Origin of the sequence: Geodermatophilus sp. DSM 45219 (assembly GCF_900104025.1) — a bacterium.
GTDB lineage: Bacteria > Actinomycetota > Actinomycetes > Mycobacteriales > Geodermatophilaceae > Geodermatophilus.
In genome coordinates, this window is sequence record NZ_FNIQ01000005.1 from 86535 (window position 1) to 104592 (window position 18058).

Here is an 18058-nt window from a genome sequence, read left to right on the forward strand (position 1 = left end):
GTAGGGGACGGACCCGTTCTGCAACCCGGAGGGGACCCCGTGGTCAACCTGGCACAGCAGCTGCTCGACACCGCGGCCGAGCACGGCGGACGGCCGGCGCTCCGCATGGACGACGCCGTCCTGACCTACGACGGGTTCCGCGAGGCGGCCGCCGGCGTGGCCGCGGGCCTGCGGGACCGGGGCGTGCGGCCCGGTGACCGGGTCGGGATGGTGCTGCCCAACGTGCTGAGCTTCCCGGTGGTGTTCTACGGCGCGCTGATGGCCGGCGCCGCCGTCGTCCCGATGAACCCGCTGCTCAAGGCCCGCGAGGTCGAGTACTACCTGCGCGACTCCGGCGCCCGGCTCGTGGTGGCGCTGGACTCGATCGCCGACGCGGCCACCGAGGCGGCGGCCGCCGTGGGCGTCGACGCGGTGACCGTCGGCCCGGTCGACGCCGGCGAGACGCTGGGCGGGTCCGGCAGCGGGGACGCCGAGCCGCGGGCGGACGGGGACGCGGCGGTCATCCTCTACACGTCGGGGACCACCGGGCCGCCCAAGGGCGCCGAGCTCACCCACGCCAACCTGAGCGGCAACGCCCGCACCACGCAGGAGACCCTGCTGGAGGGCACGGCGGACGACGTGATCATGGGGTGCCTGCCGCTGTTCCACGTCTTCGGGCTGACCTGCGCGCTCGACGCCGGCGTCCTGGCCGGGGCCTGCCTGACCCTGCTCCCCCGCTTCGACGGGGCGAAGGCGTTGTCGGTCATCGAGCGGGACCGGGTGACCGTCTTCGAGGGCGTGCCGACGATGTTCGCGGCGATGCTGCACCAGGCCGACCGGGACCGGTACGACGTGTCCAGCCTCCGGCTGTGCGTCTCCGGCGGCTCGGCCATGCCGGTCGAGGTCATGCGCGGCTTCGAGGAGGCCTTCGGCTGCATCGTGCTGGAGGGCTACGGCCTGTCCGAGACCTCGCCGGTCGCCTCGTTCAACCACCCGCACGCCGAGCGCAGGCCGGGGACGATCGGCACCCCGATCCGCGGCGTGGAGATGCGGCTGGTGGACGACGAGGGCCGCGACGTCGCGACCGGCGACGTCGGGGAGATCGCCATCCGCGGCGAGAACGTCATGAAGGGCTACTGGGGCAAGCCAGCGGAGACGGCGAAGGCGATCCCCGACGGCTGGTTCCGCACCGGCGACCTGGCCCGGCAGGACGAGGACGGCTACTTCGCCATCGTCGACCGCAAGAAGGAGATGATCATCCGCGGCGGCTACAACGTCTACCCGCGGGAGGTCGAGGAGGCGCTCTACGAGCACCCCGCGGTCGCCGAGGCCGCGTGCGTCGGCGTCCCGCACCCCGAGCTCGGCGAGGAGGTCGCCGCCGCCGTCGCGCTGAAGCCCGGCGCGCAGGCCGACGCCGGGGAGCTGCAGGCCTGGGTCAAGGAGCGGGTGGCCGCCTACAAGTACCCGCGGCACGTCTGGCTGGTCGAGTCCCTGCCCAAGGGACCGACCGGCAAGATCCTGCGCCGCGCCGTCGAGGTCCCCGCCGAGGTGCGCGCGTGACCGGGCCGCCGCTGTGGCGGCAGGCCTTCGACGCCGTCGAGCAGCGGGTGACCCCGCGCGCCGAGGAGCTCGTCCGCACGGAGACCTTCGCGGTCGGTGCGGCCCTGACCCGCCGGGCGGTGACCCTGGCCCGCGACACCGCACGCGGGGCCACCACCCGCTTCTGGCACCTGCTGGACCTGCCGGCCGGGACCGACGTCCACCGGCTGCGTGCCCAGGTCGGCGCCCTGGACCGCGAGGTCCGGCGGCTGACCCTGCAGCTGGAGGCCCGGCAGCCCGGGCCCCCGCGCCGCCGCACCCACGAGGAGACCGATGCCGACCGTGCCCAGGCCCCCCATCCCGAGCGCACAGACGGTCCTCGACCGCGTCCGGCGGGACGTCGAACGCAACGCCCTGCGGGCCCGTAACGGGCTGAAGCTGGTCAGCGGCGTCGACCGGCCGACCGTCGGGCAGACGCCCAAGGACGTCGTCTGGCAGCGCGGGCGGACCCAGCTGTGGCACTACCGCAACGACCCCGACACCCACGGCGGGGTCCGGTACTCCCCGCCCCTGCTCGTCGTCTTCAGCATGGTCAGCCGCAGCTACATCCTCGACCTGGCGCCGGGCAACAGCTTCGTCGAGCAGCTGCTGCACGCCGGCTTCGACGTCTACCTGCTCGACTGGGGCGAGCCGGACGAGCGGGACGCGGCCAACACCCTCGAGGACTACGTCGACGACTACATCCCGGCCGGTGTGCAGCGGGTGCTGGAGGTGTCGGGGGCCGACGAGGTCACCCTGTTCGGCTACTGCTTCGGCGGCGACCTCGCCCTGCTCTACGCCGCGCACCACCCCGGCGCGCCGGTCCGCAGCCTCACCGTGCTGGCCACCCCGGTGGACTTCCGGCACATGGGCCCGCTGGCCGACCTGTTCCGGGTCGGCGGCCTGGAGGTGTCCGACGTGCTGGACGCCGACGGCAACGTGCCCCCGCGGGTCGTCGTCCAGGGCTTCCGCGCGCTGACCCCCACCTCCGAGGTGACCCGGTACGTGACGCTGTGGGAGCGGCTCTGGAACGACGAGTACGTGGCCGGCTACCAGGCCATGACCGGCTGGGCCGACGACCACGTGCCCTTCCCCGGAGCCGCCGCGGAGGAGACGGTGCGGATGCTGGTGCGCGACAACGGGATGGTCACCGACCGGCTGACCGTGGGCGGCGACCGCGTGCACCTGTCCGACGTCCGCGTCCCCTTCCTCACCGTGCGCGCCGACCGGGACCACATCGTGCCGCCGGACGCCACCGCGCCGCTGGTCGACCTGGTCGGCTCCCCGGACAGGCACGAGCTGCGGCTCCCGGCCGGGCACATGGGCCTGGTCGTCGGGCGGACGGCGGCCCGGACGACGGTGCCGACCATCCTCGACTTCCTCCGGCGGCGCAGCGAGCCGCTGCCGGACGACGAGGACGCCCGGTGACCGCCGTCGCCCCGCTGACCGAGTCGCACGGCGAGGCCCTGGTGCGCTTCTTCGCCGAGCTGCCCGAGGGCGACCGCACCTTCATCCGCGAGGACGTCACCGACCCCGACGTCGTGCGCGGCTGGTCGGCCGGCGCCGGGGTCGACCGCTGGGTCGCGGTGGACGACGGCGGCCGGGTGCTCGGGTACGTCGCCGTCCTCCGGCTGCCCGGCTGGTCCGACCACGTCGGCGAGGTGCGGCTGGTGGTCGCGCCGGCCGCCCGCGGCTCCGGACAGGGCCGGGCGCTGGCCCGGCACGCCGTGGTGGCGGCCCTGGAGGCCGGGCTGAGCAAGCTGGTCGTCGAGGTCGTCGCCGACCAGACCGCCGCCCTGGCCCTGTTCACCGGCCTGGGGTTCACCGGCGAGGCACTGCTGGTGGACCACATCCGCGACCGCGAGGGACAGCTGCGCGACCTCATGGTGCTGGCCCACCACGTCGGCGAGACCTGGGCCGGCATGCGCGCGGTCGGGCTGACCGAGACCCTCGACGACCCCACCTGAACGCCCGGCGACCGCCGCGTCGCCGCCCCCTGGGTGTCACCGCCGCGACACCTGCGCCCGCCACGCTCGCGGTCACGCGGGCCCGACCCGGGTCCGCCGAGCGTCCCGGGAGGCACCGTGACCGCACCGACCGCCCCGACCCGGCCCATCCCCGGCTGGTTCCGCGTGGGCGCCACCGTCGCCGCCGGCCGGCTCCGTCCACCGCTGGGCGGCCGGCGCCGCCGGGCCGTCTGCGGCGCCGCCCGGCTGCTGACCGCCCTCGGCGTCCGCGTCGAGGTCCGCGCCCCGGCGACCGCGTGGCCGCGCACCGGCACCGGGGTGCTGCTGGTCTCCGACACCGTCACCGCACTCGACCCGCTGGCCCTGCTGACCGCCGTCCCCGGGGCCGTGGTGGCCGGTGGCGCCGACCGGCTCGCGGGCGTGCCGGTGCCCGCCCTGCCGGCCGACCCCGCACGGGTCGCCACCGCGCTGCGCGCCGGGACGCCGGTCAGCACCCGCACCGGCGCCGCCGGCCTGCTGGCCGCAGCGGGGGACGCCGGAGCCGCGGTGTGCCCGGTCGCCGTCCGCTGGCGGGGTGCGGCCGACCCGCCCCCGGACGGCGGGTCCGCGGTGGCCGCGGTGCGGTGGCTGGCCGCCTCGCCCGGCACCGTGGTCGAGGTGCACCTGCTGCCGGCCCTGCCGGCCGGCGCCTCGGCGGACGCGGTCGCCGCCGTCCTGGCAGCTCCTGCGCTCAGCCTCCGGTGACCCGGCCCGCGTCGACGGTGAGCCGGCGGGGAGTGTCCACCGCGGCCAGCATCCGGCGGTCGTGGGTGACCAGCAGCAGCGTGCCGCGGTAGTCCGCCAGCGCCTGCTCCAGCTGCTCGATGGCGGGCAGGTCGAGGTGGTTGGTCGGCTCGTCGAGCACCAGCACGTTGACCCCGCGCGCCTGCAGCAGCGCCAGCCCGGCGCGGGTCCGCTCCCCCGGCGAGAGGCTGTCGGCCGGGCGCAGCACGTGCTCGGCGGTCAGCCCGAACTTGGCCAGCAGGGTGCGCACCTCGGCGGTCGGCTGGTCGGGCACCTCCGCCGCGAACGCGTGCAGCAGCGGCTCGGTGCCGAGGAAGGCCCCGCGGGCCTGGTCGATCTCGCCGATCCGCACCGACGGGCCCAGCCCGCCGCGGCCCTCGTCGAGCGGCACCCTGCCCAGCAGCGCGGCCAGCAGCGTGGACTTGCCGCTGCCGTTGGGGCCGGTGATGACCACCCGGTCGCCCCAGTCCACCTGCAGGTCGACCGGGCCGAGGGTGAACCCGCCGCGGCGCACGACCGCCCCGGCGAGGGTGGCGACCACCGCACCGGCCCGCGGAGCCGCGGCGATCTCCATCCGCAGCTCCCACTCCTTGCGCGGCTCCTCCACCACCTCCAGCCGCTCGATCCGCCGCTCGGTCTGCTTGGCCTTGGCCCCCTGCTTCTCCGCCGTCGCCCGGTTGTGGGCCTTGATGAACTTGTCCGGGTCCTTCTGCTTCTTGACCGCGTCCCGCACGCCCTTGGCCAGCCAGTTGCGCTGCATCCGAGCCCGGGCCTCCAGGTCGGCCCTGGTCCCGGCGTACTCCTCGTACTCCTCCCGGGCGTGCCGCCGGGCCACCTCGCGCTCGACCAGGTAGGCCTCGTAGCCGCCGTCGTGGACCCGCACCAGCTGCTGGGCGAGGTCCAGCTCGACCACGCGGGTGACCGTGCGGGCGAGGAACTCCCGGTCGTGGCTGACCACGACGATGCCGCTGCGCGCTCCGGCGACGAAGCGCTCCAGCTGCTCCAGGCCGGCCAGGTCCAGGTCGTTGGTCGGCTCGTCGAGCAGCAGGACGTCGTAGCGCGACAGCAGCAGCCCGGCCAGCCCGACCCGCGCGGCCTGGCCGCCGGACAGCCCGGTCGTCGGGACGTCGAGCGCGACGCCCGGGGCCACCTCGGCCACCACCTGCTCCGCGCGCTCGTCGAGGTCGGCCCCGCCGAGGGCCAGCCAGCGCTCGAGCGCGTCGGCGTAGGCGTCGTCGGCGCCGTCCGTCCCGTTGGAGAGCGCCTCGGTCGCGGCGTCCAGCGCGGCCTGTGCGGCGGCGACCCCGGTGCGGCGGGCCAGCGCCCGGCGCACCGTCTCCCCCGGCCGGCGCTCGTGCTCCTGCGGGAGGTACCCGAGGGTCGCCGTCGGCGGGCTGACGGTGACGCTGCCCGCCTCGGCCGGCAGCTCACCGGCCAGGGTGCGCAGCAGGGTGGACTTGCCCGCGCCGTTGACCCCGACCAGCCCGACGACGTCGCCGGGGGCGACGACGAGGTCGAGGTCGGAGAACAGGACGCGGGCACCGTGGCCGGCGGCCAGGCCGCGGGCGACGAGCGTGGCACTCACGGGAGACCAGGGTGCCAAGCCGGCTGGGGCCGGCGCGACCGGGTTCCCCCGCGTCAGCCCTCCTCGTCGACGTCCTCCTCGAGGACGTCGTCGGCCATCTCGTCGAGCATGGCCTCCAGCGCCAGGTCGGCCTCCCCCGGCGGACGCCGCTCCACCAGCCACGGCTGCAGCTGGTCGTAGCCGCGCACCGACACCCGGCGCAGCGGCCGCACCCGGTAGCGGGGCAGCCCGCGCAGCCGCCGGGCGAGGTCCCGGTCGACCAGCAGGGTGCCCGGCCGGGCGAGGGAGGTCAGCCGGCTGGCCAGGTTGACCACCGGCGAGTAGACGTCCCCGAGGTGGGTGAGGACCGTGCCGTAGGAGGCCCCGACCCGCAGCGAGGGCCGGTCCTCGGCCTGCCAGGCCTCGGGCAGCTCCAGCCCGATCTCGACGGCGTCGATCGCGGAGACGGCGGTGTAGAGGACGCCGTCCCCCACCGTCTTGACCACCCGGCCGTGGTGGCGGGCGATGACCTCGCTGGCGGTGCTCTCGAAGTCCTCCACCATGGCACCGAGCTCGCGCCCGCCCATGCCACGGCTGCGGCTGGTGTAGCCGACCAGATCGGCGAAACCCACGGCGAGCTCCCGCCGGTCGGCGACGGCGGCAGGGGTGAGCAGCCGGTCGGCGTTGGCGGCCAGGTGCCGCCGCCACACGTAGTCCTGCACCTCGCGCAGCAGCGGGAACAGGCCACGGGCGGCGGTCACCACCTCCGCCGCGGGCACCTCGCGACGGCCGGGCTCGGCGCCACCCCGGGTGAGGGCGTCGGCGAGCAGGTCGGTCTGCCAGTCGGCCAGGCGGGACAGCGACTGGCCCATGGCGCGGGCGATGGAGGCCTCGGTCTCCGGGTCCACGAAGCCGGACTCGATGAGCGCGGAGAGCAGCAGCAGCGCGCGGACGTCGGCGTCGGTGAAGACCGGGTCGTCGTCGGCGGCGTCGGGGAAGCCCAGCGCCCGCCACAGCCGCTGGGTCCGCCGCGGGGACATGCCGGCCATCGCGGCGACCTGCAGGCGGGTGTAGCGACGCGGGCCGTCCAGGAGCAGCCGCAGCAGCTCCTCGCGGGCGTCGCCGGTGTCCGACACGGCGTCCGGGTCCCCAGGCGTGTCCAGCAGCGCGGTCAGCCCGTGGTGTGGACGACCAGGACGTCGACCGTGGAGCGGCGGGTCACGTCGGCGGGGACCGAGCCCATCAGCCGGCCCTTGAGGCTGTTGAGCCCGCGGTTGCCGACCACCAGCAGGTCGGCCTGCGCGCGGGTGACGACGTCGATCAGCGTCTCGACCGGCGAGCCGACGACGGCCAGCTGCTCGACCTCGCCGGCACCGGCGGCGACGGCCTCCTCCGCGGCGGCGCGCACGGTGTCCTCCGCGGGCGCGGGGCCGACCACCTGGGCGGCCTCCCCCGGCTCCTCCTGCGCCCGGCGGAGCCCGCGGTCGTCGGCCCGGGACGGGAGGTAGGCGCACACCACGACCAGCCGCGCACCACAGGCCCCCGCGAGGGCCCCGGCGCGGTGCACCGCCCGCAGGGAGGACTGCGACCCGTCGGTCCCGACGACCACCGTGCGGTAGGCGCTCACGGGCCCTCCTCGCTGGCGCTCCGGGCCGCCCCGCGCGGCGCTGGTCTGGCGTGGCGGGAGGCCGGCTCGCCCGCCCGACCGGCCAACCTACCGAACGGGCCGGTCGGCGTGTGCGCGGGGTCACTCCGCTGACACGCGGGGCGCGGACCGGGTGGTGCCGCAACGGACGCCCGGTGCGCTTGGATGGACCCGTCGCCCGCCGACGACAGGAGAGCGCCATCCACCCCGGCAGCAGCGCCGACCGCGGCCCCGTGCGGGTCGAGGTCCGCGGCCTCAGCAAGAGCTTCGGCGCCGTCCGCGCCGTCTCCGACCTCAGCTTCACCGTCGAGCCCGGCTCGATCACCGGTTTCCTCGGCCCCAACGGGGCCGGCAAGACCACCACGCTGCGGATGACCCTGGGCCTGGAGCAGCCCGACGCGGGGACGGCGACCTTCAGCGGCGTCCCCTACCGCTCGCTGCCGGCGCCGGTGCGCACCGTCGGCGCGGTGCTGGAGACCGCCTTCCACCCCGCCCGGTCGGGGCGCAACCACCTGCGGGTGTACTGCCGGGCCGCCGGCCTGCCGGTCTCGCGCGCCGACGAGGTGCTCGCCCAGGTCGGCCTGGCCGACGCCGGACGGCGGCGCGCGGGCGGCTACTCCCTGGGCATGCGCCAGCGGCTGGCACTGGCCACCGCGCTGCTGGGCGACCCGGCGGTGCTGGTCCTCGACGAGCCGGCCAACGGGCTGGACCCCGAGGGCATCCAGTGGCTGCGCGGCTTCCTGCGCCACCTCGCGCACGACGAGGGGCGCACCGTGCTGGTCTCCAGCCACCTGCTGGCCGAGATGGAGCAGACCGCGGACCGCGTGGTGATCGTCGGCGCCGGGCGGCTGGTCCGCGAGGGCTCGATCACCGAGCTGCGCTCCGGCGCGGCGGGCAACGGGTCGGTGGTGGTCCGCAGCCCGGAGGCGGCCCGGCTGGCCGAGGTCCTCGGGACGGCCGGGCTGGCGGTCACCCCCGCCGAGGACGGCCGGGTCACCGTCGCCGACACGACCCCGGCCGCCGTGGGGGCGCACGCCTTCCGCGCCGGTGTCGAGCTGCACGAGCTGCGTGCGGAGACCAGCGGCCTGGAGGAGCTCTACTTCCGGCTCACCGCGGGCCAGGAGCAGTACGCCGCCGCACCCGAGGGAGGCTCACGGTGACCGCGCTGGTGCGCGCCGAGTGGACCAAGCTGTTCACCACCCGCGTCTGGATCGGGCTGCTGCTCGGTGCCTGCGTGCTGGTGGCCGGGTTCGCGGTGCTCTTCACCTCGTTCGCGGGCGACACCCAGGCCGGCCCTCAGGGCGGCGGGCTCCCGGCGGTCGGCACCGAGCAGTACGAGGAACTCGTGCTGGCCATCGGCGCCAACGTCACGGTGCTGTTCCTGATCCTCGGCATCATCGGGATGACCCAGGAGTACCGGCACCGGACCGCGACGCCGACCTTCCTCACCACGCCTCAGCGCGGCCGGGTCGTCGTCGCCAAGCTGGTGGCCTACGCGCTGGCCGCAGCGCCCTTCGCGCTCGTCGTGCTGGCCGTCAACTACGGCGTGGTCGCGGTGGCCGCCGGCGTACGGGGTGCGGTCCCGTCGCTGACCGGCGACAACCTGCAGGTCCTCGCCAGCAGCGGCCTGGCGCTGGTCGTCTACACCGTCATCGGCGTCGGCCTCGGCGCGCTGGTGCGCAACCAGGTGGGCGCGATCGTGGGCGCGCTCGTGTACCTGTTCGTGGTCGAGTCGATCGTCCGGCAGATCAGCGCCATCGCCGACGCCTACAAGTGGCTGCCCGGTGGTGCACTCGAGGCGCTGACGGCGACCTTCCAGGGGCCGGACCTCCTCGAACGCTGGCAGGGCGGGCTGCTGCTGCTCGGCTACGGTCTGCTGGCGGCGCTGCTGGGCACCCTGCTCGCCGTCCGCCGCGACGTCGTCTAGAGAAGGACCCGGGACCCCCATGACCTCGCGCATGACCGCCCCGCGGCTGGGCCGGCTCGTCGCCGACGGCGACGTCGACGCCGTCCGCGCCGCCGTCCAGGACTCCCCGCGGCTGCTCGCCGGCACGGTGGAGCGCGACGGCCAGGGCGGCTGGACGCCGCTGCACCTCGCGGTGGCCGAGAGGCGCGCCGAGGTGGTGCGGCTGCTGGTCGAGGTCGGCGCGGACCTCACCGCCCGCACCGAGCACGGCCGCGACCCGCTGCACACCGCGCTGGAGTCGGCGCCGGACCTGGTGCCGCTGCTGCGCGAGCTGGGCGCACCGGTGGACGCGGCCAGCGCCGCCTACCTCGACGACGTCGACCGGTTGCGCGCCGAGCTGGACGGCGGCGCCCCGCTCAGCGACCCGGTCACCGGGGTCGACCTGCTGACCCTCGCGGCGGCCGGCGGTGCGGCCGGCAGCGCCCGGACCCTGCTCGACCGGGGCGCCGACGCCGACGGCGGCGCGCTGCACGCCGCCGCGGCGAACACCCGCCCGGACCTGGTCCGCCTGCTGCTGGCCGCCGGTGCCGACGTCAACCGCCGCGAGCCCGACACCGGCCGCTCGGCCCTGCACGCCGCCGTGGCCGCCGGGGGGCGCGACGCGCCCGGCGTGGTCCGCGAGCTGCTCGACGCCGGCGCCGACGTCGACGCCACCACCGCCGACGGGGCCAGTGCCCTGGACATCACCCGGGTCTCCGCGGCCCGCACCCGCCGGGACGACGCAGGCCGGGCGACCGCGCACGACGCCCTGGCCGACCTCCTCGTGGCCCACGGCGCGACGCAGTGAGCAACGACCCCGTCCGGGCACCCCTCGCAGGCGAGGGGTGCCCGGACGGGCCGTTTCGCACCCGGTCCGCCTGCGAGTGCGGGCGTAGACTCCAACCCCGGTCCTGAGACGTGCACCGACGACGAAGAAGGCACTCGACCCCGTGTCAAGCGTGAGCTCATCCCGGCCGTCCGCCACCCCCAACTCCTCAGCGGTGGCGGGATTCGGCACCAACGAGTGGCTGGTCGAGGAGATGTACCAGCAGTACCTCGCCGATCCCGCCAGCGTGGACCAGGCGTGGCACGAGTTCTTCGCCGACTACCGGCCGGGCAGCCCGGTGTCGGCCAGCGACGACCGCGAGGCGCCGGCCCCGGCACCCGCGGCCGCCCCGCAGGCGACGCCGGCACCGCAGCCCGCGGCCGCGCAGCAGGCGCCCGCCCAGCAGCCCACTGCCGACGCGGGCGCCCCGTCCCGCGCCACCCGCGTCGAGCAGCGCACCGAGGACACCGTGGTGCACCGGGCCGCCGACCGGACCGCCCAGCAGCAGCCGGCCGCCAAGGCCGCTCCGGAACCGAAGCCCGCACCGGCGGCGAAGCCCGCCCAGGAGCCCGGCGGCCCGAAGCGCGTGCCGCTGCGCGGCGCGGCGGCCAGCGTCGTCAAGAACATGAACGCCTCGCTGACCGTGCCCACGGCGACCAGCGTGCGCGCGGTGCCGGCCAAGCTGCTGGCCGACAACCGCATCGTGGTGAACAACCACCTGGCCCGCTCCCGCGGCGGGAAGGTCTCGTTCACCCACCTGATCGGCTACGCGCTGGTCCGGGCGCTCGACGACTTCCCGAACATGAACGCCGCCTTCGCCGAGGTCGACGGCAAGCCGACCCTCGTGCAGCCCGAGCACGTCAACTTCGGCCTGGCCATCGACCTGCCCAAGGCCGACGGCTCGCGCTCCCTCGTCGTCGCCTCGATCAAGGCCGCCGAGGAGATGGACTTCGCCCAGTTCTGGGGCGCGTACGAGGACGTCATCCGCCGTGCCCGCGCCGGCAAGCTGACCCTCGAGGACTTCTCCGGCACCACGATCAGCCTGACCAACCCCGGCACGATCGGCACCAACCACTCGGTGCCGCGGCTGACCGCCGGCCAGGGCGCGATCATCGGCGTCGGGGCCATGGAGTACCCGGCCGAGTTCCAGGGGATGAGCCCGGAGGCGCTCACCGACCTCGGCATCTCCAAGATCATCACGCTCACGTCGACCTACGACCACCGGATCATCCAGGGCGCCGAGTCCGGCGACTTCCTGCGCCGCCTGCACTCGCTGCTGCTGGGCGAGGACGGCTTCTACGACGAGGTCTTCCGGTCGCTGCGCATCCCGTACGAGCCGGTGCGGTGGATGCCCGACGTGCGGGTCAGCCGCGAGGGGCAGATCGACAAGGAAGCCCGGGTCATCGAGGTCATCGAGGCCTACCGGCGCAACGGCCACCTCATGGCCGACACCGACCCGCTCGAGTTCAAGGTCCGCAGCCACCCCGACCTGGACATCCTCCAGCACGGCCTGACGCTGTGGGACCTCGACCGGAGGTTCCCCGTCGGCGGTTTCGCCGGCGAGCGGCTGATGGCGCTGCGCGACGTCCTCGGGGTGCTGCGCAACTCCTACTGCCGCACGGTCGGCGTGGAGTACATGCACATCACCGACCCCGAAGAGCGGGAGTGGATCCAGCAGCGGGTCGAGATCAAGGCCGAGCAGCCCGACCGGCAGAAGCAGAAGCACGTGCTGGGCCGGCTCAACGCCGCCGAGGCGTTCGAGACGTTCCTGCAGACCAAGTACGTCGGACAGAAGCGGTTCAGCCTCGAGGGCGGCGAGTCCCTGATCCCGGTGCTGGACGAGGTCCTCCTCGCCGGCACCGACCACGGCCTCGACGAGGTCGCGATCGGCATGCCGCACCGCGGCCGGCTCAACGTGCTGGCCAACGTCCTCGGCAAGAGCTACGCGAAGATCTTCGGCGAGTTCGAGGGCAACATCGACCCCGGCACCGTGCAGGGGTCCGGTGACGTCAAGTACCACCTGGGCGCCGAGGGCACCTTCGAGAACCCGTTCAAGCCGGGTGCCGAGATCGCCGTCTCGCTGGCCAGCAACCCCTCGCACCTGGAGACGGTCAACCCCGTCCTCGAGGGCGTCGTCCGGGCCAAGCAGGACATGATCGACAAGGGCGAGGGCGGCTTCACCGTCCTGCCGGTCCTGCTGCACGGCGATGCGGCGTTCGCCGGTCAGGGCGTGGTCGCGGAGACGCTGAACCTCTCGCAGCTGCGCGGCTACCGCACCGGCGGCACGGTGCACGTCGTCGTCAACAACCAGGTCGGCTTCACCACCAGCCCGGCGCAGTCCCGGTCGAGCCTCTACTCGACCGACGTCGCCCGGATGGTCAACGCGCCGATCTTCCACGTGAACGGCGACGACCCCGAGGCGTGCGTGCGCGTGGCCCGGCTGGCCGTGGACTACCGGCAGGCGTTCAAGAAGGACGTCGTCATCGACCTGGTCTGCTACCGCCGGCGCGGCCACAACGAGGGCGACGACCCCTCGATGACCCAGCCGCTGATGTACGACATCATCGACCGCAAGCGCTCGGTCCGGAAGCTCTACACCGAGTCGCTGATCGGCCGCGGCGACATCACGCTGCAGGAGGCCGAGGAGGCCCTCAAGGACTACCGCGACCAGCTCGAGCGGGCCTTCGCCGAGACCCACGACGTGCAGGACACGAGCAAGCCCGAGCCGGTCATGGACCCCCGCACCGCGCAGGAGTCCACCGTCGCGACCGCGATCACGCCCGAGGTCATGAAGGCCATCGGCGACGCGCACGTGTCCTTCCCCGAGCACTTCACCCCGCACCCCAAGCTGCAGCGGATGCTCGAGCGGCGCGCGGCGATGGTCAGCGAGGGCGGCGTGGACTGGGCGATGGGTGAGCTGCTCGCCTTCGGGTCGCTGCTCGTGCAGGGCGTCACGGTGCGGCTGGCCGGCCAGGACTCCCGCCGCGGCACGTTCGTGCAGCGCCACTCGGTGCTCATCGACCGCGAGAACGGCGCGGAGTTCACCCCGCTCGCGCACCTCTCCGAGGACCAGGCGAAGTTCTTCGTCTACGACTCGCTGCTCTCGGAGTACGCCGCGGTCGGCTTCGAGTACGGCTACTCCGTGGCCAACCCCAGGGCCCTGGTGCTGTGGGAGGCGCAGTTCGGCGACTTCGTCAACGGCGCGCAGATGGTCATCGACGAGTTCATCAGCTCGGGCGAGGCCAAGTGGGGTCAGCGGTCGGGCGTCGTCATGCTGCTGCCGCACGGCCTCGAGGGCCAGGGCCCGGACCACTCCAGCGGGCGCATCGAGCGGTTCCTGCAGCTGGCGGCGGAGAACAACATGACCGTCGCCAACTGCTCGACGCCGGGCAACTACTTCCACCTGCTCCGCCGGCAGGCGCTCTCCGACGTGCACCGGCCGCTGGTCGTGTTCACGCCGAAGTCGCTGCTGCGGGCCAAGGCCGCCGTCAGCCCCGTCTCGGACTTCACCGACGAGGCCTTCCGGCCGGTGCTGCCCGACCCGGGCGTGGGCGGGGAGCCGCTGGACGACGGCGCGGTGCGCCGGGTCGTGCTGTGCAGCGGCAAGGTCGCCTACGACCTGCTCGCCCAGCGCGAGGCCGAGGGGCGCGCCGACACCGCGGTCGTCCGCGTCGAGCAGCTCTACCCGCTGCCCGCCGAGCAGGTCGTGCGGCAGCTGGAGCGCTACCCGGACGCCGACGACGTCGTCTGGGTGCAGGAGGAGCCGGCGAACATGGGCGCCTGGCAGTTCATGGCCGTCAACCTGCCCGAGCACCTGCCGGCCGGACGTCACCTGCGCCGGGTCAGCCGCCGCGCGTCGGCGAGCCCGGCCGTCGGCTCGGCGAAGGTGCACGAGGCCGAGCAGAAGCAGCTGATCGCCCAGGCGTTCGCCGACTGACGCTCGTGTACTTCACCGATCGGGGCCTCGAGGAGCTGGCCGACCGGCGGGGCGGGGAACAGGTGACCCTCGCCTGGCTCGCCGACCAGATGCAGGCCTTCGTCGACCAGCACCCCGAGTTCGAGGTGCCCGTGGAACGGCTGGCCACCTGGCTGGCCCGCGGCGGCACCGAGGACGAGGAGTAGGAGAGCCGCACCGGCACCCCGAGTGCGGGGCAGTCGGGGTCCCGGGCGCTGCCCGGACCCCGACTCCCCAGCAGTCGGACCTCGGCCCAGTGCGGGACCGCGCGCCTCCCCCGCCGACCGGCACGGCGGCGGCACGCTCGGTGGGTGCTCGGTCACTCCCACGCGCTCTCCGGGCTCGCCGCCGGCGCCGCCACGCTCCCCTGGGCCCCGGTCGGCGGCACCGTCGGCCAGGTCGCCTGGATCGCCACGGTCGGCGGGATGGCCATGCTGCCCGACCTCGACCACAGCGGCTCGACCGTCTCGGACATGTGGGGGCCGATCACCGACGTCCCCTCCGGCGCGGTCGGCCGGCTGGCGCAGGGACACCGGTGGGGCACCCACGACGCCGTCCTGGCCCCGCTGGCCTTCGGCGCACTGGCCTCGCTCGCCGCCCACGCGTTCTGGTCCAGCCTGCTGCTGGTGAGCCTGGCCATCGGGCTGGCCCTGCGGGCGCTGCACTTCGTCATCCCGGGGCGGGCGGAGAACACCGTCGTCGGCAACCTGGTGCTCTCCTGGGGCGGCGCCTGGTTGCTGCTGGAGCACACTGCGAGCCCGGCCTGGCTGCCGTGGGCGGTCGCGCTCGGGGTGCTCACCCACATCGCCGGGGACGCACTCACCACGCAGGGCGTGCCGGTCCCCGTGCTGTGGCTGCTGCGCCGGACCCGGCTCGCGCTGAGCCCGCTGCGCACCGGGACCGCGTTGGAGAAGGTCGTGCTGGCGCCGGCGTTCGTGCTCGTGACGATCTACTGCGTCTACCTGAACACCGACGTCCGAACCGCCGTCGACCCGCTGTTGCAGGACCTGCAGAGCCTGGGCTGACGGCTCAGCGCGTGACGCCCTGCTCGCGGGCGCAGGCCGCGACCGCGGCGGCGACGGCCTCGGCCACCCGCCGGTCCAGCGGGCTGGGCACCACGTAGTCGGCCCGCACCTCGTCCCCCACCACGTCGGCGATGGCCGTGGCCGCGGCGAGCTTCATCTCCTCGGTGATGCCGGTGGCGCCGGCGTCGATCGCGCCGCGGAAGACGCCGGGGAACGCGAGCACGTTGTTGATCTGGTTGGGCTCGCCGCTGCGGCCGGTGGCGACGACGGCCGCGTACCGCGCCGCCATCTCCGGGTCCACCTCGGGGATGGGGTTGGCCAGCGAGAACACGATGCAGTCCGACGCCATCGAGGCGATCGCCGACTCCGGCACCGAGCCGCCGGACAGGCCCACGTAGACGTCGGCCCCGGCCAGCGCGGCGACCATGGTGCCCGCGTGCCCGGCCCGGTTGGTGTTCTCGGCGACCCAGCGCTTGACCGGCGTCAGGTCGTCGCGGCCGGTGTGCAGCACGCCCCGGGAGTCGGCCACGGCGATGTCGCCGATGCCGGCCTCCAGCAGGATCTTGGTGCAGGCGACCCCGGCCGCACCGGCGCCGGCGACGACGACCCGCAGGCTGGCGAGCTCGCGGCCGACCACGCGGGCGGCGTTGCGCAGCGCGGCCAGGACGACGATCGCCGTCCCGTGCTGGTCGTCGTGCATGACCGGGATGTCCAGCCGCTCGCGCAGCCGGTCCTCGATCTCGAAGCAGCGGGGGGCGCTGATGTCCTCGAGGTTGATGCCGCCGAAGGACGGCGCGATGGCCGCGACCGTCTCCACGATGGTGTCGACGTCGGTCGTGGACAGCACCACCGGCACCGAGCTCAGGCCGGCGAACTCGCTGAACAGGCAGGCCTTGCCCTCCATGACCGGCAGCGAGGCCCGCGGCCCGATGTCGCCGAGGCCGAGGACGGCGGTGCCGTCGGAGACGACGGCGACCACGCGCGGGGCCCAGGTGAACCGGTCGGCCAGCTCCGGTTCCGCGGCGATCGCGCTGGACACCCGGGCGACACCGGGGGTGTAGGTCAGCGCGAGGTCGGCGGTGGAGTGGATCGCCCGCGTCGGGCGCACCGTGAGCTTGCCGCCCTCGTGCACCGCGAACGCCGGGTCGTCGGCGAAGCGCTCGGCCGTGCCGTCCTGCAGCTGCTGCTCACCCATGGACCCGGGAGCGTAATGGAGCCGTGGTGAACCGTCTCTCCGGACCGTCCCGCGTCCCGAGAGACGAGTTCCGCATCGTGGGATCGACGAGGTCAGGCCGGGCGGGCGCCCAGCCGGCCGGGTCGGGGCCACAGCCGCCCGACCACCCGGCCGACCACGACGGCGGCTCCGAAGGCCCGGCTGTCGTCGGTGACGAAGGGGTTGTCGCCCTCGACCCAGTGCCCGCCCGGCACCGCGCGGCGCACCCGCTTGACCACGAGCAGCTCCGGCCGCGCCGGGAAGCGGGCGAGAACCACCGCGTCGTCACCCACCGTGCCCCCCGGGGCGACCCGGCGCACCAGCAGCCGGTCGCCGGAGCGGACGGTGGGCGTCATCGACGGCCCGGCCACGCGGGCCACGACCCAGGGAGTGACCAGCGGAGCGACCGCGCCCGGGCCTCCCGGCTCGGACGTGTCCCCGCTGCTCACCGGGAGTAGGGTCGCAGACGAACCGACACCACAGAACCGGAGGCACGTCCATGCGTTTCCGCATGTTCTCCGCCGTGGAGGCCACCGCTCACTGCGACCTCCCCTGCGGCGTGTACGACCCGGCCCAGGCCCGCATCGAGGCGGAGTCCGTCAAGGCCATCCAGGAGAAGTACCAGGCCAACGAGGACCCGGTGTTCCGCCAGCGCGCCGTCCTGATCAAGGAGCAGCGGTCGGACCTGGTCAAGCACCACCTGTGGGTGCTGTGGACCGACTACTTCAAGCCCCCGCACTTCGAGAAGTACCCGCAGCTGCACGAGCTGTTCAACAAGGCCACCAAGCAGGCCGGCGCGGCCGGTGGCAAGGGCAGCATGGACCCGGCCGAGGGTCAGAAGCTGCTCGACCACATCGCCGAGATCGACAAGATCTTCTGGGAGACCAAGGCCGCCGCCTGAACAAGGACCCCCGTCCTCCCCACCCTTCGCAAGCTCAGGGTGGGCCCCTGGACGGGGGCCGTTCCATCAGGTCACCAACCGGCCGGTGAGCGACCCGCTCACCGGCCGGTTCCGTTCCCGGGCGATGAGTTCCGCGGCCCGGGCCGGTCTGTCCCCTCGACGCCGCACCCCGGACGACAGGAGACCCCGTGGCCACCCGCCTGAACCCCTACCTGCACTTCTCCGGCAACGCCCGCGAGGCGATGGAGTTCTACCGCTCCGTCCTCGGCGGGGAGCTCGACGTGATGACCTTCGGGGACGCCGGTGGGGGTGGCGGCGAGTACCCCGACGACGGCGTCATGCACGCCTTCCTGCGCACCCCCGACGGCCTGGAGCTGATGGCCTCCGACGGCCACGACCCCGACGCCGCCGGCCCCGACCGGCTCTCGCTGTCGGTCTCCGGGGACGACGAGGCGACCCTGCGCCGCTGGTTCGAGGCGCTGGCCGAGGGCGGGCAGGTCGACGTCCCGCTGGCTGGTCAGGTGTGGGGCGACGTCTTCGGCCAGGTGACCGACCGCTTCGGCATGCGCTGGCTGGTGAACATCGGCTCCACGCCCGCCTGATCGGTACCGTCCGGTCGCCGCCCCGAGGCGGCGGCCGGTCGATCCGGGTGACTCCTCCCCGGTACCGTCTGACCT

General features: G+C 74.6%; 18 protein-coding genes. 13 read left to right on the forward strand and 5 right to left on the reverse strand.

What is annotated here, in order from left to right:
• Positions 1-39: 39 nt before the first annotated feature.
• The 5 genes from BLR12_RS16085 to BLR12_RS16105 all read left to right on the forward strand — a co-directional run bounded on the left by BLR12_RS16085 (position 40) and on the right by BLR12_RS16105 (position 4268).
• Positions 40-1539 carry a long-chain-fatty-acid--CoA ligase gene (locus BLR12_RS16085; protein ID WP_091380293.1) on the forward strand — a complete coding sequence of 500 codons (1500 nt, stop codon included), beginning with the start codon at positions 40-42 and terminating at the stop codon, positions 1537-1539.
• On the forward strand, positions 1536-1946 hold the full coding sequence (locus BLR12_RS16090; protein WP_091380295.1) for a hypothetical protein: 411 nt from the start codon (positions 1536-1538) through the stop codon (positions 1944-1946). The genes BLR12_RS16085 and BLR12_RS16090 overlap by 4 nt, the downstream gene beginning before the upstream one ends.
• The gene (locus BLR12_RS16095; RefSeq protein WP_369803456.1) at positions 1861-2985 is read left to right on the forward strand and encodes an alpha/beta fold hydrolase; all 1125 of its coding nucleotides are present in this window, start codon (positions 1861-1863) and stop codon (positions 2983-2985) included. Before BLR12_RS16090 ends, BLR12_RS16095 begins: the two co-directional genes overlap by 86 nt.
• On the forward strand, positions 2982-3524 hold the full coding sequence (locus BLR12_RS16100; RefSeq protein WP_091380300.1) for a GNAT family N-acetyltransferase: 543 nt from the start codon (positions 2982-2984) through the stop codon (positions 3522-3524). Before BLR12_RS16095 ends, BLR12_RS16100 begins: the two co-directional genes overlap by 4 nt.
• A 117-nt stretch (positions 3525-3641) precedes the next feature.
• Positions 3642-4268 (forward strand): hypothetical protein, encoded by a 627-nt coding sequence (locus tag BLR12_RS16105; RefSeq protein ID WP_091380303.1) that lies wholly within the window; start codon positions 3642-3644, stop codon positions 4266-4268.
• On the opposite strand, the gene BLR12_RS16110 is transcribed toward BLR12_RS16105, so the two are convergent.
• Genes BLR12_RS16110 through BLR12_RS16120 form a run of 3 tightly spaced genes read right to left on the reverse strand, consistent with a single transcriptional unit; the run spans position 4255 to position 7498 of the window.
• The gene (locus BLR12_RS16110) at positions 4255-5892 is read right to left on the reverse strand and encodes an ABC-F family ATP-binding cassette domain-containing protein (RefSeq protein ID WP_091380306.1); all 1638 of its coding nucleotides are present in this window, start codon (positions 5890-5892) and stop codon (positions 4255-4257) included. The two genes, BLR12_RS16105 and BLR12_RS16110, sit on opposite strands and share 14 nt — an antisense overlap.
• Before the next feature lie 53 nt (positions 5893-5945).
• Positions 5946-7007, reverse strand: coding sequence for an adenylate/guanylate cyclase domain-containing protein (locus tag BLR12_RS16115; protein ID WP_091380309.1), 1062 nt, complete (start codon positions 7005-7007; stop codon positions 5946-5948).
• Between the two features lie 35 nt (positions 7008-7042).
• Positions 7043-7498, reverse strand: a complete 456-nt coding sequence (locus tag BLR12_RS16120) for a universal stress protein (protein ID WP_091380312.1) — start codon at positions 7496-7498, stop codon at positions 7043-7045.
• Positions 7499-7749: 251 nt separating this feature from the next.
• On the opposite strand from BLR12_RS16120, the gene BLR12_RS16125 reads away from it, so the two are divergent.
• The 6 genes from BLR12_RS16125 to BLR12_RS16150 all read left to right on the forward strand — a co-directional run bounded on the left by BLR12_RS16125 (position 7750) and on the right by BLR12_RS16150 (position 15267).
• Positions 7750-8676, forward strand: coding sequence for an ABC transporter ATP-binding protein (locus tag BLR12_RS16125; protein ID WP_091380314.1), 927 nt, complete (start codon positions 7750-7752; stop codon positions 8674-8676).
• Positions 8673-9443: an ABC transporter permease gene (locus BLR12_RS16130; protein WP_091380316.1), complete on the forward strand. Its 771-nt coding sequence runs from the start codon at positions 8673-8675 to the stop codon at positions 9441-9443. The genes BLR12_RS16125 and BLR12_RS16130 overlap by 4 nt, the downstream gene beginning before the upstream one ends.
• 19 nt (positions 9444-9462) lie before the next feature.
• Entirely contained in the window at positions 9463-10269 is an 807-nt protein-coding gene (locus BLR12_RS16135) for an ankyrin repeat domain-containing protein (protein ID WP_091380319.1), read from the forward strand.
• Positions 10270-10420: 151 nt separating this feature from the next.
• A complete protein-coding gene (locus BLR12_RS16140; RefSeq protein WP_255363553.1) occupies positions 10421-14224 on the forward strand; it encodes a multifunctional oxoglutarate decarboxylase/oxoglutarate dehydrogenase thiamine pyrophosphate-binding subunit/dihydrolipoyllysine-residue succinyltransferase subunit in 3804 nt (1267 codons plus the stop codon).
• Between the two features lie 5 nt (positions 14225-14229).
• Positions 14230-14409, forward strand: a complete 180-nt coding sequence (locus tag BLR12_RS16145) for a DUF6104 family protein (protein ID WP_091380323.1) — start codon at positions 14230-14232, stop codon at positions 14407-14409.
• 144 nt (positions 14410-14553) lie between these two features.
• Complete coding sequence (locus BLR12_RS16150; protein ID WP_091380326.1) at positions 14554-15267, forward strand: metal-dependent hydrolase; 714 nt, start codon at positions 14554-14556, stop codon at positions 15265-15267.
• 4 nt (positions 15268-15271) lie between these two features.
• Here the strand turns inward: BLR12_RS16150 and BLR12_RS16155 are convergent, their stop codons facing one another.
• A complete protein-coding gene (locus tag BLR12_RS16155) occupies positions 15272-16462 on the reverse strand; it encodes an NAD(P)-dependent malic enzyme (protein ID WP_091380329.1) in 1191 nt (396 codons plus the stop codon).
• Positions 16463-16554: 92 nt separating this feature from the next.
• Positions 16555-16929, reverse strand: coding sequence for a S26 family signal peptidase (locus BLR12_RS16160; RefSeq protein ID WP_091380331.1), 375 nt, complete (start codon positions 16927-16929; stop codon positions 16555-16557).
• A gap of 50 nt (positions 16930-16979) precedes the next feature.
• Between BLR12_RS16160 and sodN the strand changes: the two genes are divergently transcribed.
• Entirely contained in the window at positions 16980-17381 is a 402-nt protein-coding gene (gene sodN, locus BLR12_RS16165; protein WP_091380334.1) for a superoxide dismutase, Ni, read from the forward strand.
• Positions 17382-17569: 188 nt separating this feature from the next.
• On the forward strand, positions 17570-17983 hold the full coding sequence (locus BLR12_RS16170) for a VOC family protein (protein ID WP_091380337.1): 414 nt from the start codon (positions 17570-17572) through the stop codon (positions 17981-17983).
• Positions 17984-18058: the final 75 nt, after the last annotated feature.

Bases quoted from the DNA above. Each gene is read 5' to 3' on its own strand.
- BLR12_RS16135 (WP_091380319.1), top strand. From the start codon at position 9,463: ATGACCTCGCGCATGACCGCCCCGCGGCTGGGCCGGCTCGTCGCCGAC.
- BLR12_RS16155 (WP_091380329.1), bottom strand. From the start codon at position 16,462: ATGGGTGAGCAGCAGCTGCAGGACGGCACGGCCGAGCGCTTCGCCGAC.
- sodN (WP_091380334.1), top strand. From the start codon at position 16,980: ATGCGTTTCCGCATGTTCTCCGCCGTGGAGGCCACCGCTCACTGCGAC.